The following is a 24,274-nucleotide window of genomic DNA, read 5'->3' on the forward strand; positions in this document are numbered from 1 at the left end:
TGTAGTAATACCGATTATTTTGCCATGCTATCATTTATGACAGTTCTGTAATCAGGTCGAACTGTTTTGTTTCGAACATCCCAGAGAATTCTTCCATAAGCGGAATGTGTGACTTCTTTGATTTGTCCGTCTTCATTTAAATGGGTGTGAACCCAGTCGGTGATCTTATGTACATTTTCCAGTGTGTGTTCCTCAGATGGAAGCATGTGTTCCATAAGAAAGTCAATGTATTGTTCGTCCGGAGTTACCCAGGTTTCGCGGTGAGATTTTTCATAGCTTGTTTCAGGATCATAGCCAAGTAAAAATAATATATTAAAAAGAGAGAAAAACCATCGACTATTCCACTGAGGCGTTAGTTGTCGGCCAAATACATCCTGCATGATCTGTTCCCGGAGTAAGTTCCGTCTTTCAAGATGTGTGGTGTTACAGCACCATGCCCGGCTCATTTCAATGGACTTCATCAGTCCGTTCATACCATGGAGTGCGGGGGTCATTGAACTGAATACAAGATCAAAGGCATGTTTATAACCTGCTTTTTCGATATCTAATTTTTGAAAGTCACATACATAAAGACAGGCATTACTTAATCCTTCTTTTTGAATATGTTCCATTCCGTGTGAGATCATTTTGTCGGAGATATCAAGTCCGACTACTTTATGTACGTGCCTGGCAAAGGCAGCAACAAAACGGCCGGGTCCGCATCCGATATCTGCCACATCATAATTTTTGTCAAGAAGTCCCTTTTGTTCGAGATAATTTATTGCACTGACAACACGTTCATTTCCTTTTTGATTCTTTTTGCGTGCATTTTCCCAAAATTCTGCACGTCTGTTCCACATTTCTACCGACTGCTCATTCATATCTGCAGACTGAGATTCCTGCAGAGAAATAAAGTAATCCAATACAGAATTCATTTAAGCTCCTCCCTGAAAACTGCTTCATGAATTATTTACAGGTAAACAGATGGTCCGTTCACATCCGTAACGGTCATGTGCTGTTATAACATCCATTTCAATATCATATACGGATTGTAGTGTTTCAGATGTAATGACCTCCTTGGGAGTGCCGAATCCAACGACTTTTCCTGTTTTCATGAGGAGAACCTTAGTACCGACAGAAAAAGGGTGCTCAGGGCTGTGTGTCGACATGATAATGCAGTATCCCTGACGGGCAAGTCCTGAAATTACATTCATGAGAAGCTGATGATTTGCATAATCCAGATTTGCTGCCGGCTCATCCATGATAAAGATTTTTGCAGACTGACAGATGGCCCGGGCAATTAAAACCAATTGTCGCTGTCCGCCACTTAAAGATGTATATTTCTTGTTGGCAAGATGCAGTGCATTTACTTTTTCCAATGCAGAGAAAGCAGCCTCACGGTCAGGTTCTTTTGGGGTTTCAAAAGCCGAAAAATGGGAAGCACGTCCCATAATTACGATATCAAGAACGGTATAGGCAAATACGGGGGAATGGTATTGAGGAATATAGGCGATCATATTTGCCAGTGCCTTCGTTGTAAAGTCATGAATGTTTTTTCCGTCAATGGCTATTTTTCCATCAGTAACAGGAAGGGTTCCCAGCATCATGCGGAAGAGAGTTGTTTTTCCGCAGCCATTAGGGCCAAGCAGGCAAAGTACATCACCATAGTCGGCATTGCAGCTGATACCTTTTAAAACATCTCCATTTCCGTAACCGCCAAAAACATTTTCTATTGTCAGAAGCATAAACTATGCACGCTCCCTTCGTTTGATAATAAGATAGATAAAAAATGGAGCACCCATGATGCTTGTAACAACACCAAGTGGAAGTTCCATGGATAAAATGGAGCGGGCAATGTCATCAACCAGTATCAGATATCCGCCGCCAAGCATAGCGCTTGCAGGTATCAGTCGGTTATAATCCACGCCTACCAGTGCGCGTGCCAGATGTGGAATCATTAATCCCACCCATCCGATCAGGCCGCCAAGGCAAACAGCTGCAGCACTGAGTAGGGTTGAAGCAATGATAAAAATTAGACGATATTTACGAATATTTATTCCAATACTTCTGGCTTCTTCTTCATCTAAAGTGAGCAGATTGATCTGCCAGCGAAAAATAAAGATCATACTTAGTCCAATGATCATTGGAATGACACTCCATACAAAAGAATTCATAGTAGTCTTGGTCAGACTGCCCATGAGCCAGAAGGTGATCTGTTGAAGAACGTCATTGGGATCTGCAATGTATTTGATCATGGTTACGCCCGCATTGCAGAGTGACATGATCATAGTTCCTGTCAGTACAAGACTGAGTGTGTGAGAGTGTGCAGACTTTCGGCTGATGAGGTAGGATGCGGCAACTGCAATCACACCGCCTGCAAAAGCAGAAAGCTGAATCACCCAGTTTGAAGCTCCGTTTAAAATAGCAAAAGCAGCACCAAGACTGGCACCGGATGAAACACCAAGGATGTCCGGAGATACCAGCGGATTGCGAAACATTCCCTGATAAGTGGAACCTGCTACTGAAAGGGAAACTCCAATAAATAAAGCGGAGAGGATACGCGGCAGACGGATATTCCAGAATATGGTAGCTGCCTGCGGCAAAATATCTCCCTTATAACCAAATTTTGATAAAAATGCTTTCAGTACCTGAGAGGGGGTAAGCGGATAATATCCGACTCCAAAGGAAAGTATTATAATTATAAATAAAATTACCAGCATAACTGTCAGTAACAGACGATGATGTTTTCGCTGGGTGGTATTTATTTCTTTAGCGTTATCTGTCAAATTCATGATCACTCACCTTGTGTAACTTGACTAACTGAGTTTATGGCGCTATACTCAGAAAAAAGCGAATTGCTTTTGAAAACTATTCGCATATATATTATAATGCGAAAAAGTTGTATAGTCAATTTAATAAACGTCAAATCTGACTGAATATGGAGAAAAGAAGGGAGAGAATTTATGAACAAAAAGCACAGACATCTTTTGGCGTTGCTGTTATGCTTCGTGATGACAGTCAGCCTTTTTGCAGGTTATTCGGAAACAAAAGCGGCTTCGGAAGAGACAACACAGAGTGAGGAGCAGACTGAAACACAGGAAACCGGGGAAACACGTGAGATCACAGATATGGCTGGAAGAAAGGTTACTGTCCCGGCAGCAGAAGATATAGAATCTGTTTTTTCGACAGGCCCGGTTGCTGCAATTTTTATGTATATGGTTGCACCTGATAAACTTCTGGGATGGAATTATGAATTAAATGACGTTGAGAAGTCAATTATTCTGGAAAAATATCATGATCTTCCGAATTTTGGAATGGGAGATGCGATCAATTATGAAGCTGTAATTGCTGCTAATCCTACAATTGCACTTAATTGTGGCAAAATCAATGATGCAATGGTTTCTGACTGTGATGCGTTATCGAAAAGTCTGGGAATCCCGGTTATTGCAGTGGATAACGAACTCAATAATTCGGCAGAGGCGTTTCGATTTATGGGTGAACTTCTTGGCGTAGAGGATCATGCAGAAGAGCTTGCTGAGTATTCAGAGAAGATATTTACAGATATTGCTTCACTTGCGGATATCCCGGAAGACGAGAAGGTCAGTGTATATTTTGGCAATGGAGAGGATTCTCTGGAAACTGCACCTAGAGGATCTCAGCATGCACAGATCCTTGATGCGGTCAATGTAACCAATGTTGCAGATCTGGAACTTGGAGACGGATCTCGCGTTCAGATTTCAGCTGAACAGCTTCTTGCGTGGAATCCAGATGTGATCGTTGTAAATGGTGAACCAAAAGCAGACAAAAGCGGAAACTCTGCAGCAGAAGATATTCTGAGCAATCCAGACTACGCTTCGTTAAAAGCGGTACAGGATAACAAAGTTTATGGAACTCCAAATGCACCGTTCAGCTGGGTGGATCGTCCGGCCGGACCCAATCGTCTGATTGGTATGCGTTGGCTCTCCGCAGTGGTTTATCCAGAATACATCAAATGTGATGTTAATGAAGAAATACGTGAGTTTTTTAATCTTTTCTATCATGTTGATCTATCTGATGAACAGTTGGAAAATGTTCTTAAAGGAACTTTATAAATGTCAGGCAGAGACGTGGAATAAGACTATACAATGAGATAAAAATCTCCGGTTCAGAGTGAACCGGAGATTTTGGCATATTAAGAAAAGTCATATCTTACGAAGTATTGCACTTCCATGCAGATCACATACAGGATCTGCGAAGAGATGGTTTTTCTGACAGAATTCATCAACAGCTTTTTTGCAGCCGGAGAACTGTGTGCTGTACACATCATGGATCAGGAGAACTCCGCCTGTAGAAAGGCGTTCATAAAACAGTGGAAGCGCAGCGGCAGTCGGAGCGTAGAGATCAGCATCCAGAGATACGAAACAGAAATCTGCATCTGTAATATCGGCAAAAGTATCCGGAAACCATCCTTTATGGATTACAGTCCGTGCAGGATCAGGCATAATGCGAAGAACAGAGTCAACATCAGTAGAAGAGAAATCACCTGTTCTGGCACGGGACAGATTACAGGAGGTCTCTATTGCCACATCTTTTTCTGAAAATCCCTCAAAAGTATCAAAAAGATGGATTTTGCGATCTGGAAAGGCAGCACTGATCAGGGAAGAAAATTCACCCTGAAAAACACCGAGTTCGGCAACATCTCCCGAAATATTTAACTGATAGATCTGCTCTGATAAGAGACGCATAACAGCAATCCGTGCATCGAACATGCGAAGGGCAGATGGATCACAAAATGGTCCGTGATAACCTAAGCTTTCCATCTGTTTTCTCATAGAGTTACGTCGTTCTTCATCTAATACACCCAGGATGATCAGATCCGGAAGAAGTGCAGCTGCATCATCTGGGGAACAGACAGGAACATGGCCAATATGCTGTCCATGCTTCCGGGAATCATTATCGGCAAAGCACAAAAGTTTACAGGAACTGCCAAGTAGTCTTGCAGTCATCTGTCCAATCTGTCCGGCACCAAAGATTACAGTTCGATATACAGGTTTTGTCATCATTTTGCGGCAGCCTTTCTGTCGGCACGAACCTCGATCATCTGTCCTGTGATGGAGATTGCTATTTCAGCCGGTGTTTCTGCTTTAATCTCAAGTCCTACAGGAGAGACAATCCGTTCCAGTTCTTGTTCAGTAACATCGTACTCTTCCACAAGCTTGCGGAAAACAGCAGCTTTTTTTGCACGGCTTCCGATAACCCCGATATAACATGCTGGTGTGGCAAGAAGCTGTGCCTGTACGATTGTGTCATAAGCATGCCCACGTGTCATCACGCAGCAGTAATCTGCATCTGTGACAGAGATACTCTGGTCCAGATGATTAAAATCACAAAGTATCGTTTCAACTGCATCCGGGAAAAGCACAGGATCAATAAATTCCGGGCGGTCGTCCAGAACGACACAGCGGAAATCAACACTTGCTAATATTGGTACAAGCTTTTGCGAAACATGTCCACCACCAAATACATAGACAGTTCCGGATGTGCCTATTTGTTCTGAAAACAAATCATAATCATCACCGCGATAACGGCATGGCTGTGCAGACAAGGACGATAATATGGATGAAGGAACAGCGGCATTTCCGATCAGGCCATAAGAAGGGCTGTAAAGACTCATGCCGGAGGTTGTCTTAAGATCACAGATCAGCCAGAAATCCTTTCGTTCCTCGTATGATTTTGCGGCAGTTTCTGTAATCTCTGAAATAACCGGATCATTATGATCAAGATACTGGAAAAAGACGGTAACATCACCACCACAGATCATACCGATATTCTCAACATCCTTACGGTTCAGTCGGAATTCATGTTCGCAGGATTCTTTTTTCTCAAGAATATCCTGAGCCATAAGTTCAGCACGATACTCGACAGCGCCGCCGCCGATAGTGCCTGCAATTCTACCGCTTTTTCCGATCAGCATGCGGGATCCGGCACCTCGTGGAGTCGATCCTGATGATGCTGTGATGGAAGCAAGCACAAGGTCATTTCCCTCCAGAAATTGCTGTTTTATTGTCTGAAATAATGTTCTCATATAAAAAACCTCCGGTAATTTTGTATGTTAAAGTGTTATATAACAGATGGATTGTATCATATCCTGCAGCGCGCGAGCCTGCTTTAACTGGCGTTCGTGTGATTTCATCGCTTCCGGACTTTTGCATTTATGCAGATTGTCAGCAAATCTTTTTTCGATAGATACACGCTGTGTTTCCTCAATCAGTTTATCAGCCAGAAAAACAATAGCCGTTTCATCCAGTTTTGTTTCTTTTAAACCATGATGCTGTGAAATGATCTGGCTGATTTCGGGATAACCTAATTGTAAGAAAAGGTCACCGCCTGTTTTTGTGTGATGTTTCTGAAGTCTTGCAATATCATGCAGAAGCGCACCGGAGCGGATGAGCTGCTGATCAAAAAGATATCCATGAACTTTAAGTATATCACATAAACGGCAGGCCAGTTCCGTAACGGCATCGCTGTGAGCCTGTACATGCTGCGGGAGATCAACAGAATTCCTGAGCATCCGACATAATTCATCATTCAAAACAGGATGCGGCAATATGTAATGTGAATCAGATAAGGCAGCATTTCCCTCTGTATCTACTCTTAGATGATAATAAGAGCCGCATGGAAGCCGGAACTTCTGTATGTCAGATATTTCCGGATAAAGCATCCATAAATAAAAAGAGATCACATCCGTATGAGCGACAACCGCAATATTACTGTCCGAAGAATGAAGAATCCTGGAAATCGCCTGTGAAAAGCGTGTACCGGATTCCAGAGGAGTCTCTGCTCCTGGAATCGGACATTCCGGATTTTTGCCACGTGCCTCATAAATCGCCGGCCATTTTTGACGTATTTTATCAAAAGAAAGGCCGTCCCACGATCCAAGATTTCGTTCTGACAGTTCGGAAACAGTCAGATGTGGAAGGGCAGGTGCTATATGACTGGCTGTATCGACAGCCCTTGATAAAGGACTGCAGTATATTGCAGAGATCTTATCGGACAGTTCCTCGTGCAAAAGGACTGCCTGTAAGTGTCCAAGCATGGATAAAGGCAGGTCAGTCTGTCCGATACAATAAGAATGCTCATCCGGATATTGTGGCTTTCCGTGTCGTATCAGATAAAGATCACGCATTAAAAAATCCTCTGAAACAATTTTCAAATATTTTTTCTGAACAGTTTCGTGTTTCTTCTGAAAAACGCGCATATCGTTTCAGAAACTCTTCACCGTATGGTGTCAGTTCACTGTGACTTCCGTTTACACCGCCCTGGCTTCTGCTGATCAATGGTTCGTGAAGTTGCGATTCCAATGTACGGATCAGATTCCAGCTGGTGGAATAGGAAATGTGCATATGCTCACAGGCATCGCGGACAGAGCCTGTTTCATGGATCAGCGTCAGAAGCGAATAAAGCTGTTCATCAAAGAATACTTTTTCGCGAGCCAGCTGAATGTGGATTTCTGAACGGATCAGACTCTGGTTGTGTGCATGGAGAAGCTCGGCATAATCCTCTGGTGTGTCGGCATCGTGAATGATTCCGGGATCCTCCACATTCAGAAAATACATGGGTGTGCCGCAGTGCTCTACAGCACCTTCAAGACCTGAACTGCCGTCATCTTTCAGGATGGAATCAATAAGTGAGGAACGGAGCAGGATCGGGTGACCGGGTTTACCCTCACAGACCGGAGTTACAAGAGGATGGTCTGCGGAGAGCATTTGAGTGACAGTCCGGGCTGTAAACAGTGGAACGTCCACAGGGGTAAAGAGCACTGTATCAACCTTGTCTTTCAGATACTCCAGTCCAATCCGGACAGAATCAAACATATGAGTTGTTGCATAGTCTTCGTTTCGAAGAAAGATTACATTATTGGAGGCAAGATGGCGCTCCAGCACATCTGCCTTATATCCTGTTACCACAACTACTTTAGAAATCCCGGCCTGCCGGAAATTATTGATCACTCGCTGGGCAATGGAAATGGATCCAAGCTGAAGCATGGGTTTAAAGTCTCCCATTCGTGATGATTTTCCGGCAGCAACAATCAAGGCACCTGTCTGCATGATAGTCACCTCCTTAAAGGCATTGTATAAAATTGATACCATTATATCATAAAAAAAAGAAAATTGTGTGAAAATAGCCAAATTTTATTTAATTGTAATTTGCAATATTGTAAAAAAGCATGATAGAATGAATATATACATAATGATGTGGACAGGAGAACTTTTTCATGGATAAGATTTTTGAAATTACCGCAAAAGAAGTTACCATACAGGTAAAAGATGAGCGTACGGGAGTTGAATACAGCCGGACACTTCCGATGGATTATTACGAAAATGCAAATGTATTAAAACTCAGCGGTGAGAATCTGGATGGAAGCAGTTCTTCCATTGTTTTCTATTCTGCCAGAGGAATGGAAAGACTCAAAGATCTGACGGGCAAGGGTGCGGATCATGATCCATGCGGAACACATAAGCCGGAAGATCAGTAACATAATAGGGACATTTTTTTAACAGGAGGGATGCAAGATGATCAAAAAGACATTGAAGATCAATGGTGTTGAGAGAATCCTTATTCTTGATAAGGATGAAACACTGGCACAGGTTCTCCGTAATCATCTTCTTCTTACGGGATGTAAGATTGGCTGCGGTGAGGGCCATTGTGGAGCTTGTAACGTAATTATGAACGGAAAAGTTACAAGATCCTGTATCTATAAGATGAGTCGTGTTCCGGATAATGCAGAGATTACAACCATTGAAGGTGTGGGAACAATTTCTGATATGCATCCGATCCAGGTTGCCTGGATGGCATACGGATGTGCACAGTGTGGTTTCTGTTCTCCAGGTTTCATTATCTCAGCGAAGGTTCTTCTTGACAATAATCCAAGCCCGACTCGAGAAGAAGTAAGAGAATGGTTTAACAAACAGCGTAACCTTTGTCGCTGTACCGGTTACAAGCCGCTCATCGATGCAACTATGGCAGCAGCAAAAGTTATGCGTGGCGAGATGACAAAAGAGGATCTTGTTTTTAAACAGACCGGTGATTCTATTGTTGGTACAAATTATATTCGTCCATCAGCAGCACAGAAGGTAACAGGTACCTGGGATTTTGGTGCAGATGATGCCTTAAAGATGCCGGAGGGAACTCTTCGTCTGGCACTTACACAGGCAAAAGTTTCTCATGCGAACATCCTCAGCATTGATACAACAGAAGCAGAAGGCATGCCGGGGGTTTTCCGTGTTATCACTGCAAAAGACATTAAAGCAGCCGGCGGAACAAACAAGATTAATGGTCTTGTAATGCTTCCGAAACACAATAAGACAGATGGATTTGAACGTCCGGTACTCTGCGATGAGAAGATTTTCCAGTTTGGTGATGCGATTGCAATCGTAGCAGCTGATACAGAAGAACATGCACGTGCAGCGGCAGATGCAGTTAAAGTTGAGATTGAAGAACTTCCTGCATATATGAATGCAATGGATGCGATCGCACCGGATGCGGCAGAAATCCATCCAGGTGTTCCAAATGCATTCTTTGAGACAAACTGTATCAAGGGACCTGATTTTGACTGGGACAGCATTCCGGATTCACAGCAGGTAGAGATCGAATCCTACTGTTCACGTCAGCCACATCTCCATCTTGAACCGGACTGTGGTTATGGCTACATTGATGAAGATGGTATGATAACAGTGCATTCCAAATCTATCGGTATTCATCTCCATATGCCGATGATCGCTGATGGTATCGGCGTTCCGATGGAGAATTTAAGAATTGTTCAGAACCATGCGGGAGGAACCTTTGGTTACAAGTTCTCTCCGACAAATGAAGCCCTGATCGGTGCAGCTGTAAAAATTCTTGAGCGTCCTGTATCTCTGGTATTCAATCAGTTCCAGAACATTACTTATACAGGAAAGAGATCTCCTGCATTTATGAATATTAAACTTGCGGCAGATGAAAATGGTAAACTCCTTGCTCTCTGGGGCAACAATTATGTGGATCATGGTCCATATTCAGAATTTGGTGATCTGCTTACCATGAGACTTTCTCAGTTCACAGGCGCTGGTTATGGAATCAATTCTATCCGTAACAAATCTACAACAGTATTTACTAACCATGCATGGGGATCTGCTTTCCGTGCTTACGGTTCTCCGCAGTCCTATATGGGATCTGAGATCGCAATTGATGTTCTGGCAGCAAAGATGGGAATCGATCCGTTTGATATGCGTGAAATGAACTGTTACAAGGAATCTGAAGGAACCACGATCCCGACAGGTTATCCGCCGGAAGTATATTGTGAGGAAGCACTGTTCAAGACTGCACGTCCGTTGTATGAAGCAGCTAAGAAACGTGTTGCCGAGAAGAATGCAGCTTCTGATGGCAAGATAAAATATGGTATCGGTGTATCTCTTGGTGTTTATGGCTGCGGACTTGATGGTGTTGATACATCCAATGCTTTTGCAGAACTGAATCCGGATGGAACTGTTACAATGTATGCTGCATGGGAAGATCATGGACAGGGTGCGGATATGGGCGTTCTTGTATCATCTCATGAAACACTTCGTCAGGCCGGAATCAGACCTGAACAGATCAAACTTGTTATGAATGATACTAAGACATGTCCGAATGCAGGTCCGGCAGGTGGTTCTCGTTCACAGGTTATGTCAGGCAATGCATGCCGTCTGGCAGCAGAAAACCTTGTTGCAGCAATGAAGAAAGAAGATGGAACGTTCCGTACTTATGACGAAATGGTAGCGGAAGGTCTTGAAACAAAATATGAAGGTAACTGGGTAACAACCTTCTGTGCAGATCATCCGATCGATCAGGATACGGCACAGGGTGATCCGTTTGCAACTTATATGTACACGATTTTCCTTCCGGAAGTTGCAGTTAATACAGAAACCGGCAAGGTTACTGTTGAGAAATTTACATGTGTTGCCGATGTAGGTACGATCATGAACAGACTTCTTGTAGAAGGCAACTTCTATGGTGGCCTTGTGCAGGGTTTGGGTCTTGCTCTGACAGAAGACTTTGAAGATTTGAACCACGATACCACTCTGAAAAATTGTGGTATCCCATACCCGAAGGATGCGCCGGATGATATTGAACTTCATTTCAATGAAACCTATCGTCCAAGTGGCCCTTATGGCGCTGCCGGCTGTGGTGAGGCTCCACTGGATGCTCCGCATCCTGCAATCCTGAATGCAATCTACAACGCGACAGGTGCACGTATTACACGTGTTCCTGCCCGTCCGGAAAGAGTTCTTGCAGCATTGAAGGAACTTGAGAAATAAATCATAAATCTGATTTTATCATGTGATATAATGAGGGGAGACGGTAAACTGTCTCCCCTTTAGAGACGAAAGAATTGTATTGATCCGGTTCACAGCAACGAAAGGAGTGCAGGCTATGACATATATACAGGAAAGAGGTTCTACTCATGTGTATCATGTAAATCGAATGTCAAAGGAAGAGATGGATCATATGATCAGTCTCTGCGTCCATGATCAGCCGGCGTACTGTGTTGCGGCCTGTCCCTTCAAAGTAGATACAAAAGAGATGCTGTTTTATGCTGCAAAAGGAAATTTTAAGAAGGCTCTGGCAATCTATGAAAAGATCACTCCATTTCCGATGATTCTCTGCGACGGATGCACGGCTCCCTGTGAAGAGAAATGTAAGCTTTGTGAAATTGGCGACGGTGTATCCATACGTGAAGTAGAGCGCGCAATTGTCCGATATGGGGAATCCGGAAAACGGAGCAGTGTTTTTCGTATAAGAAAAAAGAAAAAGGCAGTAATTTTCGGGTCAGGATTATTTCCACTGTTTCTGGCAGGGGAACTGGAGCGGAAAATGTATCCTACAACTATTTACTGTCAGGAAGAAAATTATGAAGAGTATATTGCAGCAGCTGCACATCTGTCGGAATCTGATTGTCGGAATGAAGCGAAACGTCTGAAATCCATGGATCTTGTTTTTGAATTCGGATGCAGTCTTGATCCTGTATTTATCAGAGAAAAGATGGAACTGGCAGATGTGGTTTGTGCATCAGAAGAGATTGCACAAAAGCTGGCACCACAGGAAGAAGCAGATATAGAAATCATGCTGAGAGAACAGGCCAGGATCGTCAGCGGATCAACACAATCAGTGATGGATGCTGCTTTTTCTGCAAAGAGAGCCGCCCTGACGGTAGATCTTCTCGTGCAGAATCTTTCTCCGTACAGCAACAGAGGCAGTGAAGGAGCAGTTACTACCAGGCTTTATACGAATATAGAAGGCATCAAAGGGTCAGAAAGAATCCCCTGTGGTGCAGAGGGATATTCGAAAGAAGAGGCTGTTGAGGAAGCAAAGAGATGCATACAGTGTCATTGTGATGAGTGTATAAAAAGCTGTGTTTACTTAAGTGAATATAAAAAGCATCCGGGTCTTCTGGCCCGTGAAATTTATAATAATACCCAGATTATTATGGGAGATCATCCAATGAATAAAGCGATGAATTCCTGTTCACTCTGCGGACAGTGTACGGTGACATGTCCGAACGGATTTGATATGAGTCAGGTTTGCAGATCCGCAAGAGAAAACATGGTATCCACGGATAAGATGCCATTGGCGCCGCATGAGTTTGCGTTGATGGACATGTTGTTTTCAAATTCAGAAGCTTTTTTATGTAAACCTCAGCCTGGATTTGATATCTGCAGATATGTGTTTTTTCCAGGATGTCAGGCCGGAGCGATTGCGCCGGATGTAGTCATGGATGTATATGAAGACCTGTGCAGAAGAGTTGAAGGCGGGGTTGCACTGATTCTGGGGTGCTGTGGTGCAATCAGTGAATGGGCAGGTCGTTATGAAATGACAGAAAAAGTAAATGAGCAGCTGAAACAGGAGCTTGCAAAGCTTGGCGATCCTGCAATCATAGCAGGTTGTCCGAGCTGTATGAAACAGTTAAAAGAGAGTACTGGTGCAGTGGTCACAGGAGTCTGGGAAATTTTGAAGGAAATCGGACTTCCCGAGACGGCCAGGGGACTGGAAGTACCGGTTGCAATACATGATGCCTGCGGTGCCAGAGGAGATGTACATACACAGGATACGATAAGAGAGCTTCTGACCGAAATGGGATGTACAGTTGAAAATACAGAATATTCCAGAGATCTGTCTCCCTGTTGTGGGTATGGCGGCCTGACGGCATATGCGAATAAGGATATGGCAGCCAAAATGGCAGCAAAATGTCTGGAACGTTCAGATGCACCATATGTGACATATTGCATGGCATGCAGAGATCGATTTGTCAGAGAAGGAAGAGAGTCCAGACATATTCTGGAACTACTGTATGGAGATCATGCCTGCAGTATGCCGGATATCAGCGAGAAACGATACAACAGGCTTATGCTGAAAGAAAAACTTCTGAAAAATATCTGGAATGAGGAACTGATGATGGAAAAAAAAGATTATACCGTGACCTATACAGAAGATGCGATCCGAATGATGGATGAACGTATGATCCTTAAGAGTGACGTTGAGAGAGTGCTGGCAGATTACCGAGAAAGTCAGGAAGCAGTCCTTGATGAAGAAACAAAAGAACTGGTAGCAAGAAGTCGACTTGGAAATGTAACATTCTGGGTGCGTTTTATAGAAACAGAAGAAGGGTATCTGGTACGCAGAGCATACAGTCATCGAATGAATATTATGAAAAGGGTGGGACAATAATGGCAGTTGAGAGAAACTATTATACGATTGATCCGGAAGGAAAGCTGACCTGCAACAAATGCAAGGTTCCACTGGTAAAAGGAAAAGCAAAATTCATGTATCTGGAAAACGGTTTTCCGGTTGAGATGCCGGTCTGTCCAAAGTGTGGTTTTGTCTATGTTCCGGAGGAACTGGCTCTTGGAAAAGTTCTGGCAGTGGAACGTGCACTGGAGGACAAATAAATGAACAGACATCCGGGTGGTGAGGCACAGACACTCCATCTTCTGGAATATGTCAAATTCAGGAAAGGAATGGAAGCCCTTGATCTTGGAGCGGGTGAAGGTGAGACCGTGCGAATCCTGAAATCCCTGGGAATAAATGCACATGGAGTGGATCTTTCACCACGGAGCAGGGATGTACAGAAAGGAGATTTTCTGAACCTTGACTACACAGCAGAGAGTATGGATCTTTGCATCAGCCAGTGTGCATTTTTTGTCAGCGGAGATCAGCAAAAAGCTGTTTCAGAATGTTGGCGTGTATTGAAAAAAGGCGGATTACTCGTGTTGTCAGATCTGGATCAGGGAAATCTTGTAGAGGTTGTTAAATGTACAGGATTCTGCATTCTTCACCAGGAAGACCAGACGGCTCTCTGGAGGGAATATTATCTGGAAGCAATCTGGAATGATTCATTCTGCTGCGAGGAGTATAAGCTTCTGCAGAAGCAGTATAAAGGAAAAAAGCTAAGTTATACGGCAGTGATTGGCAGAAAGGAGTAGCATATGGACCTTTATGAAAGAATAGCGGAACTTGGGAGCATGGGATATCATTGTTCGCAGATGATGATGATCATGACGCTGGAAACCATAGGTGAAGAAAATCCACAGCTTGTAAAAGCTCTGGGTGGTCTTGGCGGAGGAATCGGTTATTGTGGAGATACATGCGGATGTCTGACAGGAGGTGCCTGTGCGATAGGATATTTCCTTGGCAACCTGGCACCGGAGGAGAAAGAAGATGTTCAGATGAAACCGGCTGTGCAGGAACTGTATCAGTGGTTCCGTGAAAAGACGGAAGAAGAATTCGGAGTGTTTTATTGTAAAGATATCACACATCTGGACTGGGGAGTGATCATGGAGAGATGTCCTGCACTCATCGCAGAGACATACATGAAAGTTATGGAAATACTGACAGAACGGGGGATAATTGAAGTTTGATTACAATTGGTAAAACGAAAAGCGTCTGTCCGGTATGTATGAAGGTACTTCCGGCTAAAAAATGTATAGGTGAAGAGGGGATTTATCTGACAAAGGAATGTGATCTTCATGGGAAATTCCGGACACTGATCTGGGAGGGAAGTGTAGCAGATTACCTCTCCTGGGGAAGAGAAAATCTGTCTGCTGAGACTCCTGTAAATCCAAAGAGTAAAGAAAAGGCCTGTCCGAATAACTGCGGGCTCTGCGAGGAACATGAACGAAAAGGCTGCTGTATGGTTCTGGAAGTTACAAAGCGCTGCAATCTTCATTGTCCGGTCTGTTTTGCTTCGGCAGGTGAAAGTCAGGAGAAAGGAGATCCTTCTATCTGTGAAATAGAAAAACAGTTTGATTTTCTGATGGAGCATGGAGGTCCGTTTAATATACAGCTTTCAGGCGGTGAGCCGACGATGAGAGATGATCTTCCTGAAATCATACGTATGGGAAGAGAAAAAGGTTTTACATTTTTTCAGCTGAATACTAATGGGATCCGCCTTGCAGAGGAAGAGGAATATGCCAGAAAACTGAAAAAAGCGGGACTGAACACGGTGTTTCTTCAGTTTGACGGAGTGAGTGATGATGTTTATCGGACGCTTCGTGGACAGGATATGATGGAAGTGAAGAAGAAAGCTGTCCGGAACTGTTCCGAGGCGGAGCTTGGAATTGCTCTGGTACCGGTCATTGCCCCCGGAGTGAATGATATGCAGGCAGGGGATATCCTGAAGTTTGCTCTGGATCATATGCCATTCGTACGAGGGGTACATTTTCAGCCAATCAGTTATTTTGGCAGGTGTTCACAGGAACGCCCGCAAAATCCGATCACGATACCGAGGATGTTGAAGCTGATCGAGGAACAGACAGAGGGACTCATGAAAGCAGAGGATTTTGCCGGAGGCGGAGCTGAGAATCCATACTGTTCTTTTCATGCGAGTTATCTGAGAAAAGGTGAGAGAAAATTAAAGCTTCTTGAAAAGAAATCCGGAAAAGGATGTTGTTGTACAACCAGTGATGATTCCAGACAGTATGTTGAGAACCAGTGGAGCTACAGTACAAAAACTTATGATGAGGGTGAGATGACGCAGACAGACGCACTGGATGAGTTTCTGAATCGGGTTCATAATGAGACCTTTGCAGTATCAGGAATGCTTTTTCAGGATGCCTGGAATCTGGAACTTGACCGTCTGAAACGCTGCTATATCTGTGAAGTGGATTCGGAATATGGTATGGTACCGTTTTGTGCCTACAACCTGACTAATTCGAAAGGAACATATTTATACAGAAAGTGAAACGAACCAATATTGATGAAATGATCTGTAAGCAGGAAGGTATTGCAGAAGTTACGAGAGAAGCACTAAATAAAATACAGCTTGCTAAACTGAATGCTGTTCTGAAAAGAGAAAAAGAACGAGAGGGATTTTACAGGAATCTGCCGGAAAAACTGGAAAATCTGGATGCTTTGAAAACATTTCCGTTTACGACAGAGTCGGAGCTGGCGAAAAACAGTGGAAGGATGCTTCTGTGTTCACAGGGAGAAGTCCAGAGAGTAATCTCAGAACAGACGAGTGGAACAACCGGTGCCGGTAAACGTGTATTTTACACAGAAAGAGACTGTGAACATACGATAGAGCTTTTTATAGCGGGACTTGGTGAGTTTATTTATCCTGGAAGTACGACTATGGTTGCCATGCCGTTTTCCGGTCCCTTCGGTCTTGGAGAACTGATCGCGGAGGCCATCAGGCGTATAGGCGCAAAACCTCTCCTGACCGGAACTGGCAGAACTTACGGCGAACTAAAAACAATTCTGGAAAAAGAGCAGCCGGATACTTATGTCGGTATGCCGGTGGCACTGCTTTCCATGCTCAGAATGTGTGGAAAAGGCAGTATAAAAAGAGCTCTGGTATCTGGCGATGCCTGTCCGGAAACAGTGATGAATGCGATAGAAAAAATTCTGGAGACACAGCTCTGGCCGCATTATGGTTCCAGAGAGATGGGGCTTGGCGGAGCCATCTGCTGTGCTGCTCATGATGGCATGCATATGCGGGAAAATCATTGTATTATGGAAATCATAGATGAAAAGGGAAACGTACTTCCTGATGGAGAATGGGGAGAACTGGTGATCACAACCATTGGAATGGAGGCACAGCCTCTGATCCGGTACCGGACCGGAGACTGTACACGTATTATTCCGGGAAGATGTATCTGTGGAAGTGAAGTAAAGCGCCTGGATTTTGTGAAGCGGATCAGTCAGCCCGGAACGATCAGAGAGATGGATGATGTGTTGTTTCAGATTCCGGAACTGGTAGATTACAGTGTCAGGATCACAGAAGACAAAAAAGAAATTACAGCACTTCTCACATCAGACAAAGGAATGGAATCACTCAGGAATGTTCTGACAGACGGAGATACCATATCTCTGAATTGCAGAAAAGCAGAATGGAAAGATACAGCCTTATATTCTGCAAAACGCGTGATACTCTATTATACCGGATAATATGGACCACCACAACAGGAATTATTTGTATGCTCCATCATCTTACCTCCCAAGGAAAAAATACCGGGCTATCCATCAGGACAGTCCGGTATTTTTAAATTCTAATTATTCACAAAGTTTGGAAAATTCGTCAGCTACAAACTGAACTTTTGGTCCAATGATTACCTGTACGGAAGGTTTGCCAGGTTTGATAACACCAGCAACACCAGCAGATTTGATTACTTTATCACTGACTGCAGTAATATCTTTTACTTCAAGTCTTAATCTTGTGATGCAGTTGTCAATGCTTGTGATGTTTTCTTTTCCGCCACAGCCTTCGAGGATTTTTGCTGCGACTGCTGTGTAATCGTTGCTTCCTAATTCAACTTTTTTCTCTGCTTCAAGATCGTCGTCATCTTCTCTGCCAGGAGTTTTCAGATCGAATTTCTTGATTGCAAACTGGAAGGAAAATATTTGAAACTGCCTAAGATGACGGCTGTCAGAATGAAGCTTCACCGTCCGATATCAGAAAAATGGAAACTGAAATCTGTGACAGTCAGCAGGGAGCCATCCGGAAAATATTTTGCCAGTCTTTTATTTTGCTGTGAAAACCAAACAGCAGAAAAAAGACCGGCAGAAAAATTTATTGGGATCGATTTTGCGATGCAGGGAATGTGCATGACAGCACAATAAGAAGTCCGTAACCGGACTAATAAAAATCGCGGGGCACGCGAGGATAGCTTGTAGATACTTGGCTCTGTAGAGCCATTGAGCAAGAAGCCCCCACTTCAAAATCAGAGATTTAAGTGGTGGGAGCATGTCACAAATTATTGTTAACATTTATTGACATTTTCGCGTCAGAGAAACTTATTCAGGAAGAAAATGCAGGTGCTCTTTCCATAATTCTTTGAAGAGTGCTTCTACGGTCCAGAAAATATTTTGAGGAGTAATGATTGCTTTTAAGGGAACTGTCTGAGCACCAGTCTGTTTGTAGTCTGCCAGGAAGGAATCTATCTGTGCGGAATCTATTCCAGAGAATACAATCATTTCCAGAGGAAAATCCGGGCCGTTATAGATTACTTTTTCTTTAGCAAATCCCTGAATCCCGGCGAGGGCACCAAGTTTTTGATTATAATCTTTTCGAGAGATTTCTTTTATCTGAATTCTGTTTTTTTGAGCAATACTGCGGACTACCTTGATTTTTTCTTTTCCAAGTCCAAAAGTTAAGATAATCTGAGCCATTTTTCCATCCTTTATATGTTGAATTTATAATGAGAATTATTTAGCATTCTTTTATAAATATTCTATAACATTTTTACATGTAATGGCAACAGAAAATTTCTGTATGTCATTTGACGATCGCAGTAATTGTAATTTTCTGAATTTCAGTGTAAGATATCCATATCCTAGGAAAGTGAAAAAAATAGCATGAATGATAAATTTGCAGTATGTATTGGAAAAGGTGGACAACGGGACCAGGCAGAATCTTTTGCACGGAAAACGGAGAGCATCATTGCAGATAAACCAGGAAAAAACCTGACAGTTTTGTTCGATTCGAAAGGTATTTCTCTGACGGGATATGGATTAACCTATCAGGGCGATTTTGAAAATATGCTTCACCGTGTCACAAACGGGAGATTGCAGCATGAAATGCTGGTGCGGGCTGCCAAATCAGAAAAAGAAGGACGCAAGGCGATTGATGCCACGGCAGGTATGGGAGAAGATGCCTTCCTGCTTGCAGCGCAGGGATACGAAGTAACCCTGTACGAGCAGAATCCGGTCGTTGCTGTCCTTTTGAAAGACGCACTGCGGCGCGCAAAGAAACATCCGATATTGAAGGAAATCGCAGCCCGGATGAAACTGGTCGAGGGAGACAGCGTAGAATGTATGTCCAAACTTCTGGATCCGGTAGATGTTATTTACCTCGATCCCATGTTCCCGGCACGACAGAAATCCAGCCTCATCAACAAGAAGCTACAGCTGATCCAGAAACTTGAACCACCATGTTCCGAAGAGACGGATCTCTTTGATGCAGCAATCAAAGCTACACCGGAGAAGATTATCGTAAAACGTCCGCTGAAGAGCGAATTCCTTGCCGGAAGAAAACCTTCCTACACGTTAAATGGAAAAGCCATCCGTTATGATTGTTATACATTATAAAGAAATTAGACTAAAATGTAAAGATGATATTTGAAGTATTCAGGAAGGGAACCTCTGGATATACAGATATCCCTTCCGTCATATTTATTTCAAGAAGAAATGAATCAACTTATCATTAATTTTCTTATATGGCTGGTATCTCATTGGCAGATCCAGCCATGTTTTTTTGTCCACGATACTCTTATAGTGGGAGAAAGTCCGGAAGCCTTCACGGCCATGATAACCACCCATACCACTTTCACCAAATCCCCCAAAAGGCATTTCACTGGTCGCGAGATGGATAATAGTGTCGTTGATACAGCCACCACCGAACTGGCACTGAGAGGTGACCTTACGAGCAGCCACTTTATCACGGGTAAAAAAGTACAGAGCAAGCGGATGCGGCATAGAATTGATCTTACCGATTAACTCATCCAGTGAATTATAGGTGAGAACGGGCATGACTGGCCCGAAAATTTCTTCTTGCATTACTTTATCTTCATAGGTTACATGATCCATAACTGTAGGTTCAATACGCAGTGTATTGCGATCATTATGGCCGCCGAAAATGACTTTATCATGATCGATCAGACCTGAAATTCGATGGAAATGTTTTTCATTGATGATATTTCCGTAATTTGAACTGGAAAGCGGCTGTTCCCCAAATTGAAGTGAAATCTGTTTTTTTACTTCTGCAAGAAAAGCATCCTTAACAGAACTGTGACAGCAGATATAATCCGGAGCAACACAAGTCTGTCCGCAGTTCAGATATTTACCAAAAACAATCCGCCGTGCAGCCAGTTTCAAATCAGCAGATTCGTCAACAATACAGGGACTTTTTCCGCCAAGTTCAAGCGTTACAGGAGTAAGATGTGCGGAGGATTTTTTCATCACTTCTCTGCCGACATTCTGACTGCCGGTGAAAAAGATGTAATCAAAATGTTCTTCCAGCAGGCTGGTGTTTTCCGCACGTCCACCGGTGACAACTGCAACCATCTCCGGAGAAAAACATTCCCGGATCATTTTTTCAATCAACTTACTGGTATTCGGTGAATAAGCACTTGGTTTCAGAATCACGGTGTTTCCGGCAGCAATTGCGTCAATCAGTGGATCAAGAGAGAGCAGGAATGGATAATTCCATGGACTCATGATCAGAACGACACCATATGGACCTGGTTTGGTAAAACTCCGGGAATGAAACTGCGAGAGTGGTGTGTGCACCCGTTTTTCACGTGTGAATCTGCGTATATGTTTCAGCATATAAGAAATTTCACTTAAGACCAGACCTGTTTCACACATGTAGCTTTCGAAGTTACTTTTGCCAAGATCTGCTTCCAGGGCCGTTGCGATTTCTGCTTCATTTTTCTGGATACATGTCTTTAGTTTTTTCAACGCATGAATGCGTTTTTCTATATTTAAAGTTTCATTACTGTAAAAATATGCTCGCTGTTTTTCTATAAGTTTATGAATGTCATTCTGATTCATTCGAAGTGTCCTCCTGTTTTTTGTCCATGAGAATATAATAAAATTTTTCCAGTTCGTGTGCATCCATCAGTACCGGCACCGGATAGAGAGGATTTCCTTCTTTGTCTGCATAATGAGCCAGTTTTGGAATGTCTTCTTCTTTGATTTCTGGTATAGTATCCCCGATATTGAAACGTTTTTTCATATCTTTGACTGCCTGGATAAAAGCATGTGCGGCTTCTCTTTCAGGTGTACTGCTGTCAGCAACACCGGTTGACAGGGCAAGTCGGGCGAGTTTGGAATGAATCGTATCTCCATATGATTCCAGTACAAATGGAAGAAGTACTGCATTTGCAAGTCCATGAGGAACATTATACTGGCCACCAAGGGTATGTGCAACTGCATGAACATATCCAACATAAGATTTGGTAAAAGCACAGCCTGCAAAATAAGAAGCTCGGAGCATATTTTTGCGAGCTTCCTTATCCGAACCGTTTGTATAGGCACGGTCCAGATTTTCGAAGATCAGCTGTACGGCATCCAGTGCATTCTTTCGGGTACCAGGTGTTGTAGAGTTCCCGATATAAGCTTCGACAGCATGAGTTAAGGCATCCATGCCTGTGGTAGCAGTGATAAATGGCGGAAGGCTTAAAGTGACTTTCGGATCCAGAACAGCGTATCTTGGAATCAGAGGAAAGTCATTGATCGCATATTTGTATCTTGTTTCTGCATCAGTAATAACGGCTGCAAGAGTTGTTTCACTTCCGGTTCCGGCAGTGGTAGGAATGGCGATCAGAAGTGGAAGCTTTTTGTGTACTTTCAGGATGCCTTTCATCTGTGCAAGAGACTGATTCGGTTTTGCAATGCGCGCAGCAACTGCTTTGGCGCAGTCCATACTGGAGCCACCACCAAAACCAATGATTGCTTTGCATTCAGACTGGTACCAGAGGTCTTCAGCTTCTTTTACATTGACAGTAGTTGGATTGGCAACGGTTTTGTCATAAATGGAATAAGAAATATTGTTTCCTTTCAGGGCTCTTTCCAGGCGGTCGGTCAGTCCCAGATTGCGGATGCCTTTATCTGTGATGATAAGAACGTTATCGCATTTCTTTTTGAGAAGAATTTCAGGCAGGGACTTCACGCTTCCGATAACTTCAGGATTGCGATATGGAAGGAATGGAAGTGCAAATTTAAAGGCTTTCTGGAAAGCACGACAGTAAATTTTTCGTAATGTATTCATAAATCTAAAATCCTTTCGATGATTTAATTATTTGAATTGCAAAATATTTGTATTCAAAACATTCCTATTATAGCATTCAAATTGTTGTTGTAAAGAAAAATAATACCGAATATAAAAAGGATTCCCGACTGAAATTTTTCAGAACGAGAATCTTTTCTCTTATAAATGGTTTCTAAGTTATCTGTCTGCTCCATAGTATGGATCATTGCCAAATCCAAGAATCAGCATAAAGATTGGCTGCAGGAACATCAGACCGATCGCAAAACCAATTCCATGGCCGAATGCTCTTGAAAGCTTTATGCAATAGAGGATACTGATAATTGCAAGGATGATTCGGATCAGTGAGACAATGAGCAGGATTGTGGTATTGGTTCCATTCGGATCTGCCATTCCGTTAGCAACGGAAGTAATGATTCCGAGAACAAAAACAAGCCAGAAATAGGATGGCTGCCATGCGATTTTGTAAGAAATGTAATCGCTGTATACAGGAATGATACTTTTCCATCCTGCTTCACCGGCTTTTGTGAAAATGTTCCAGTTGGCAATGATCTGAAGAAGCCACCATATGAAAGCAAATACCAGATAAATGCCGCCTAAGAGCAACAGACCTCCGATTCCAATGAGTCCCATAATTTGGACACCTCTTTCCCTTTTGTAATTGAGTTCATTGAAGCACATTCCAGATGCCATGTCAAGATGTGTGCAGATGAAAACGACTGGTTATGTGTCTCTCTTCCGGATGGTAGAATTGTGTATGTAAGTGACGAATTCATAGCTGTTGTAGATAAAGACAGACGATAAAATTTATAAAAATATTGACTTCAACCATACTTCAAGTATTATTATAGTTATTGAGTGATAATACTTGAAATATTTTTATATTAGGAGGATTCAGACATGGAAAAATCAACCGTTTATTTTACTGATTTTCGCTGTCCGGTCGGAACGAGTCAGTTAGATAAGTTAAGAAAGCTCTGTGTGGCAGCCGGTATCAAAGATATTGATATGGATGGAAAATTTGTAGCAATTAAGATGCATTTTGGTGAGCTTGGAAATATGGCATTTCTTCGCCCGAATTATGCAAAAGTTGTTGCAGACCTGTGCAAAGAGCAGGGTGGTATGCCATTTCTGACAGACTGTAATACACTTTATCCGGGAAGCAGAAAGAATGCACTGGAACATCTGAACTGTGCAAACTTAAATGGATTTAATACGATTACAACAGGATGCCAGATCATTATCGGTGATGGCGTGAGAGGTACGGATGAAGTAGAAGTACCGGTAGTGAATGGTGAGTATTGCAAGACCGCACTGATCGGACATGCAATCATGGATGCAGATGTTTTTATCAGCCTGAGTCATTTTAAGGGACATGAAACAACAGGCTTTGGCGGTGCCCTTAAAAATATTGGTATGGGTTGTGGAAGCCGTGCAGGAAAGATGCAGCAGCATGCAAGTGGTAAGCCGGCAGTCAATGCAGAAGTCTGTCGTGGATGTCATCGCTGTGCCAAAGAATGTGGAAGTGACGCAATTACATATGTAAACAAAAAAGCTGTGATCGATTATGATAAATGTAAGGGTTGTGGAAGATGTATTGGAGCCTGCAGCTTTGATGCTGTCTATAATCCAAACAGCAGTGCAAACGAGCTGCTTGACCGTAAGATGGCAGAATATGCACAGGCAGTCTGTCATGGACGCCCGCATTTCCATATCGCACTGGTTCAGGATATCAGTCCAAACTGTGATTGTCACGGTGAGAATGATGCACCGATCCTTCCGGATATTGGAATGTTTGCAAGCTTTGACCCGGTTGCACTGGATCAGGCATGTGCAGATGCCTGTCTGAAGGCAACACCGATTGCAGACAGTCAGCTGGGTGAACATCTGGCAGAACCGGGATGGCATTGCCACCATGATCATTTCAAGGATTCCAATCCGAATATTGAATGGAAGGCAACTCTGGATCAGGCTGAGAAAATCGGTCTTGGAACAAGAGAGTATGAGCTGAAGAGAATTAAATAAATCAGAAAGACC

At 43.1% G+C, this 24,274-nt stretch carries 22 protein-coding genes and 1 pseudogene; 11 read left to right on the top strand and 12 right to left on the bottom strand.

Going from position 1 to position 24,274, the window contains the following annotated elements; translation table 11 throughout:
- Positions 1-14: 14 nt before the first annotated feature.
- From LI112_RS09005 to LI112_RS09015, 3 genes are read right to left on the bottom strand one after another with little or no spacing between them, the layout of a single operon-like run.
- Positions 15-914: a class I SAM-dependent methyltransferase gene (locus tag LI112_RS09005; RefSeq protein WP_227190590.1), complete on the bottom strand. Its 900-nt coding sequence runs from the start codon at positions 912-914 to the stop codon at positions 15-17.
- Between the two features lie 24 nt (positions 915-938).
- Positions 939-1,724 carry an ABC transporter ATP-binding protein gene (locus LI112_RS09010; protein ID WP_227190591.1) on the bottom strand — a complete coding sequence of 262 codons (786 nt, stop codon included), beginning with the start codon at positions 1,722-1,724 and terminating at the stop codon, positions 939-941.
- 3 nt (positions 1,725-1,727) lie between these two features.
- The gene (locus LI112_RS09015; protein WP_227190592.1) at positions 1,728-2,771 is read right to left on the bottom strand and encodes an iron ABC transporter permease; all 1,044 of its coding nucleotides are present in this window, start codon (positions 2,769-2,771) and stop codon (positions 1,728-1,730) included.
- A 171-nt stretch (positions 2,772-2,942) separates the two neighbouring features.
- Between LI112_RS09015 and LI112_RS09020 the strand changes: the two genes are divergently transcribed.
- Positions 2,943-4,070: an ABC transporter substrate-binding protein gene (locus LI112_RS09020; RefSeq protein ID WP_118699500.1), complete on the top strand. Its 1,128-nt coding sequence runs from the start codon at positions 2,943-2,945 to the stop codon at positions 4,068-4,070.
- Positions 4,071-4,160: 90 nt separating this feature from the next.
- Here LI112_RS09020 and LI112_RS09025 read toward each other — a convergent pair whose 3' ends face one another.
- The 4 genes from LI112_RS09025 to LI112_RS09040 are packed head-to-tail and all read right to left on the bottom strand — an operon-like array spanning position 4,161 to position 8,066.
- Positions 4,161-5,021, bottom strand: a complete 861-nt coding sequence (locus LI112_RS09025; protein ID WP_118699501.1) for a TylF/MycF/NovP-related O-methyltransferase — start codon at positions 5,019-5,021, stop codon at positions 4,161-4,163.
- On the bottom strand, positions 5,018-6,043 hold the full coding sequence (locus LI112_RS09030; RefSeq protein ID WP_118699502.1) for an XdhC family protein: 1,026 nt from the start codon (positions 6,041-6,043) through the stop codon (positions 5,018-5,020). Before LI112_RS09030 ends, LI112_RS09025 begins: the two co-directional genes overlap by 4 nt.
- 27 nt (positions 6,044-6,070) lie before the next feature.
- Complete coding sequence (locus tag LI112_RS09035) at positions 6,071-7,144, bottom strand: histidine phosphatase family protein (RefSeq protein WP_227190593.1); 1,074 nt, start codon at positions 7,142-7,144, stop codon at positions 6,071-6,073.
- Positions 7,137-8,066 carry an NTP transferase domain-containing protein gene (locus LI112_RS09040; protein WP_118699504.1) on the bottom strand — a complete coding sequence of 310 codons (930 nt, stop codon included), beginning with the start codon at positions 8,064-8,066 and terminating at the stop codon, positions 7,137-7,139. Before LI112_RS09040 ends, LI112_RS09035 begins: the two co-directional genes overlap by 8 nt.
- 167 nt (positions 8,067-8,233) lie before the next feature.
- Here LI112_RS09040 and LI112_RS09045 point away from each other — a divergent pair, with 167 nt between their 5' ends.
- From LI112_RS09045 to LI112_RS09080, 8 genes are all read left to right on the top strand, one after another.
- Positions 8,234-8,494 carry a hypothetical protein gene (locus LI112_RS09045; RefSeq protein WP_118699505.1) on the top strand — a complete coding sequence of 87 codons (261 nt, stop codon included), beginning with the start codon at positions 8,234-8,236 and terminating at the stop codon, positions 8,492-8,494.
- 37 nt (positions 8,495-8,531) lie between these two features.
- A complete protein-coding gene (locus LI112_RS09050) occupies positions 8,532-11,294 on the top strand; it encodes a molybdopterin-dependent aldehyde oxidoreductase (RefSeq protein ID WP_227190594.1) in 2,763 nt (920 codons plus the stop codon).
- Positions 11,295-11,409: 115 nt separating this feature from the next.
- On the top strand, positions 11,410-13,701 hold the full coding sequence (locus LI112_RS09055; RefSeq protein WP_148445078.1) for a pyridine nucleotide-disulfide oxidoreductase/dicluster-binding protein: 2,292 nt from the start codon (positions 11,410-11,412) through the stop codon (positions 13,699-13,701).
- Positions 13,701-13,922, top strand: coding sequence for a DVU_1557 family redox protein (locus LI112_RS09060; RefSeq protein ID WP_148445077.1), 222 nt, complete (start codon positions 13,701-13,703; stop codon positions 13,920-13,922). The genes LI112_RS09055 and LI112_RS09060 overlap by 1 nt, the downstream gene beginning before the upstream one ends.
- Positions 13,923-14,456: a class I SAM-dependent methyltransferase gene (locus LI112_RS09065; protein WP_118699509.1), complete on the top strand. Its 534-nt coding sequence runs from the start codon at positions 13,923-13,925 to the stop codon at positions 14,454-14,456.
- A gap of 3 nt (positions 14,457-14,459) precedes the next feature.
- Positions 14,460-14,891: a DVU_1555 family C-GCAxxG-C-C protein gene (locus tag LI112_RS09070; protein ID WP_118699510.1), complete on the top strand. Its 432-nt coding sequence runs from the start codon at positions 14,460-14,462 to the stop codon at positions 14,889-14,891.
- On the top strand, positions 14,888-16,213 hold the full coding sequence (gene trsS / locus LI112_RS09075; protein ID WP_118699511.1) for a radical SAM (seleno)protein TrsS: 1,326 nt from the start codon (positions 14,888-14,890) through the stop codon (positions 16,211-16,213). Before LI112_RS09070 ends, trsS begins: the two co-directional genes overlap by 4 nt.
- On the top strand, positions 16,210-17,418 hold the full coding sequence (locus LI112_RS09080) for a DVU_1553 family AMP-dependent CoA ligase (protein WP_227190595.1): 1,209 nt from the start codon (positions 16,210-16,212) through the stop codon (positions 17,416-17,418). The genes trsS and LI112_RS09080 overlap by 4 nt, the downstream gene beginning before the upstream one ends.
- 105 nt (positions 17,419-17,523) lie before the next feature.
- Here LI112_RS09080 and LI112_RS09085 read toward each other — a convergent pair.
- Both LI112_RS09085 and LI112_RS09090 read right to left on the bottom strand, forming a co-directional pair.
- A pseudogene (locus tag LI112_RS09085) lies at positions 17,524-17,862 on the bottom strand (glucose PTS transporter subunit EIIB); the annotation flags it as partial.
- A 402-nt stretch (positions 17,863-18,264) separates the two neighbouring features.
- Entirely contained in the window at positions 18,265-18,639 is a 375-nt protein-coding gene (locus LI112_RS09090; RefSeq protein ID WP_022389024.1) for a DUF3783 domain-containing protein, read from the bottom strand.
- Between the two features lie 186 nt (positions 18,640-18,825).
- Here LI112_RS09090 and LI112_RS09095 point away from each other — a divergent pair, with 186 nt between their 5' ends.
- Positions 18,826-19,557, top strand: a complete 732-nt coding sequence (locus LI112_RS09095; protein WP_005424220.1) for a class I SAM-dependent methyltransferase — start codon at positions 18,826-18,828, stop codon at positions 19,555-19,557.
- An 84-nt stretch (positions 19,558-19,641) separates the two neighbouring features.
- Here the strand turns inward: LI112_RS09095 and LI112_RS09100 are convergent, their stop codons facing one another.
- The 3 genes from LI112_RS09100 to LI112_RS09110 form a co-directional block, all read right to left on the bottom strand.
- Positions 19,642-21,021 carry an aldehyde dehydrogenase gene (locus LI112_RS09100; RefSeq protein ID WP_227190596.1) on the bottom strand — a complete coding sequence of 460 codons (1,380 nt, stop codon included), beginning with the start codon at positions 21,019-21,021 and terminating at the stop codon, positions 19,642-19,644.
- A complete protein-coding gene (locus LI112_RS09105) occupies positions 21,008-22,240 on the bottom strand; it encodes an iron-containing alcohol dehydrogenase (RefSeq protein ID WP_227190597.1) in 1,233 nt (410 codons plus the stop codon). The genes LI112_RS09100 and LI112_RS09105 overlap by 14 nt, the downstream gene beginning before the upstream one ends.
- A gap of 177 nt (positions 22,241-22,417) precedes the next feature.
- Positions 22,418-22,870 (bottom strand): DUF5684 domain-containing protein, encoded by a 453-nt coding sequence (locus tag LI112_RS09110; protein WP_227190598.1) that lies wholly within the window; start codon positions 22,868-22,870, stop codon positions 22,418-22,420.
- 267 nt (positions 22,871-23,137) lie between these two features.
- Here LI112_RS09110 and LI112_RS09115 point away from each other — a divergent pair, with 267 nt between their 5' ends.
- Positions 23,138-24,262 carry a DUF362 domain-containing protein gene (locus LI112_RS09115; RefSeq protein ID WP_227190599.1) on the top strand — a complete coding sequence of 375 codons (1,125 nt, stop codon included), beginning with the start codon at positions 23,138-23,140 and terminating at the stop codon, positions 24,260-24,262.
- Positions 24,263-24,274 lie beyond the last annotated feature (12 nt).

This window comes from Blautia sp. 210820-DFI.6.14 (genome assembly GCF_020558815.1).
Lineage (GTDB): Bacteria > Bacillota > Clostridia > Lachnospirales > Lachnospiraceae > Blautia_A > Blautia_A obeum.

What these genes read in the sequence shown, in the direction of transcription:
- LI112_RS09005 (WP_227190590.1), bottom strand. Translation starts at nt 914, where the DNA reads ATGAATTCTGTATTGGATTACTTTATTTCTCTGCAGGAATCTCAGTCT.
- LI112_RS09010 (WP_227190591.1), bottom strand. Translation starts at nt 1,724, where the DNA reads ATGCTTCTGACAATAGAAAATGTTTTTGGCGGTTACGGAAATGGAGAT.
- LI112_RS09015 (WP_227190592.1), bottom strand. Translation starts at nt 2,771, where the DNA reads ATGAATTTGACAGATAACGCTAAAGAAATAAATACCACCCAGCGAAAA.
- LI112_RS09020 (WP_118699500.1), top strand. Translation starts at nt 2,943, where the DNA reads ATGAACAAAAAGCACAGACATCTTTTGGCGTTGCTGTTATGCTTCGTG.
- LI112_RS09025 (WP_118699501.1), bottom strand. Translation starts at nt 5,021, where the DNA reads ATGATGACAAAACCTGTATATCGAACTGTAATCTTTGGTGCCGGACAG.
- LI112_RS09030 (WP_118699502.1), bottom strand. Translation starts at nt 6,043, where the DNA reads ATGAGAACATTATTTCAGACAATAAAACAGCAATTTCTGGAGGGAAAT.
- LI112_RS09035 (WP_227190593.1), bottom strand. Translation starts at nt 7,144, where the DNA reads ATGCGTGATCTTTATCTGATACGACACGGAAAGCCACAATATCCGGAT.
- LI112_RS09040 (WP_118699504.1), bottom strand. Translation starts at nt 8,066, where the DNA reads ATGCAGACAGGTGCCTTGATTGTTGCTGCCGGAAAATCATCACGAATG.
- LI112_RS09045 (WP_118699505.1), top strand. Translation starts at nt 8,234, where the DNA reads ATGGATAAGATTTTTGAAATTACCGCAAAAGAAGTTACCATACAGGTA.
- LI112_RS09050 (WP_227190594.1), top strand. Translation starts at nt 8,532, where the DNA reads ATGATCAAAAAGACATTGAAGATCAATGGTGTTGAGAGAATCCTTATT.
- LI112_RS09055 (WP_148445078.1), top strand. Translation starts at nt 11,410, where the DNA reads ATGACATATATACAGGAAAGAGGTTCTACTCATGTGTATCATGTAAAT.
- LI112_RS09060 (WP_148445077.1), top strand. Translation starts at nt 13,701, where the DNA reads ATGGCAGTTGAGAGAAACTATTATACGATTGATCCGGAAGGAAAGCTG.
- LI112_RS09065 (WP_118699509.1), top strand. Translation starts at nt 13,923, where the DNA reads ATGAACAGACATCCGGGTGGTGAGGCACAGACACTCCATCTTCTGGAA.
- LI112_RS09070 (WP_118699510.1), top strand. Translation starts at nt 14,460, where the DNA reads ATGGACCTTTATGAAAGAATAGCGGAACTTGGGAGCATGGGATATCAT.
- LI112_RS09090 (WP_022389024.1), bottom strand. Translation starts at nt 18,639, where the DNA reads ATGGCTCAGATTATCTTAACTTTTGGACTTGGAAAAGAAAAAATCAAG.
- LI112_RS09095 (WP_005424220.1), top strand. Translation starts at nt 18,826, where the DNA reads ATGAATGATAAATTTGCAGTATGTATTGGAAAAGGTGGACAACGGGAC.
- LI112_RS09100 (WP_227190596.1), bottom strand. Translation starts at nt 21,021, where the DNA reads ATGAATCAGAATGACATTCATAAACTTATAGAAAAACAGCGAGCATAT.
- LI112_RS09105 (WP_227190597.1), bottom strand. Translation starts at nt 22,240, where the DNA reads ATGAATACATTACGAAAAATTTACTGTCGTGCTTTCCAGAAAGCCTTT.
- LI112_RS09110 (WP_227190598.1), bottom strand. Translation starts at nt 22,870, where the DNA reads ATGGGACTCATTGGAATCGGAGGTCTGTTGCTCTTAGGCGGCATTTAT.
- LI112_RS09115 (WP_227190599.1), top strand. Translation starts at nt 23,138, where the DNA reads ATGGAAAAATCAACCGTTTATTTTACTGATTTTCGCTGTCCGGTCGGA.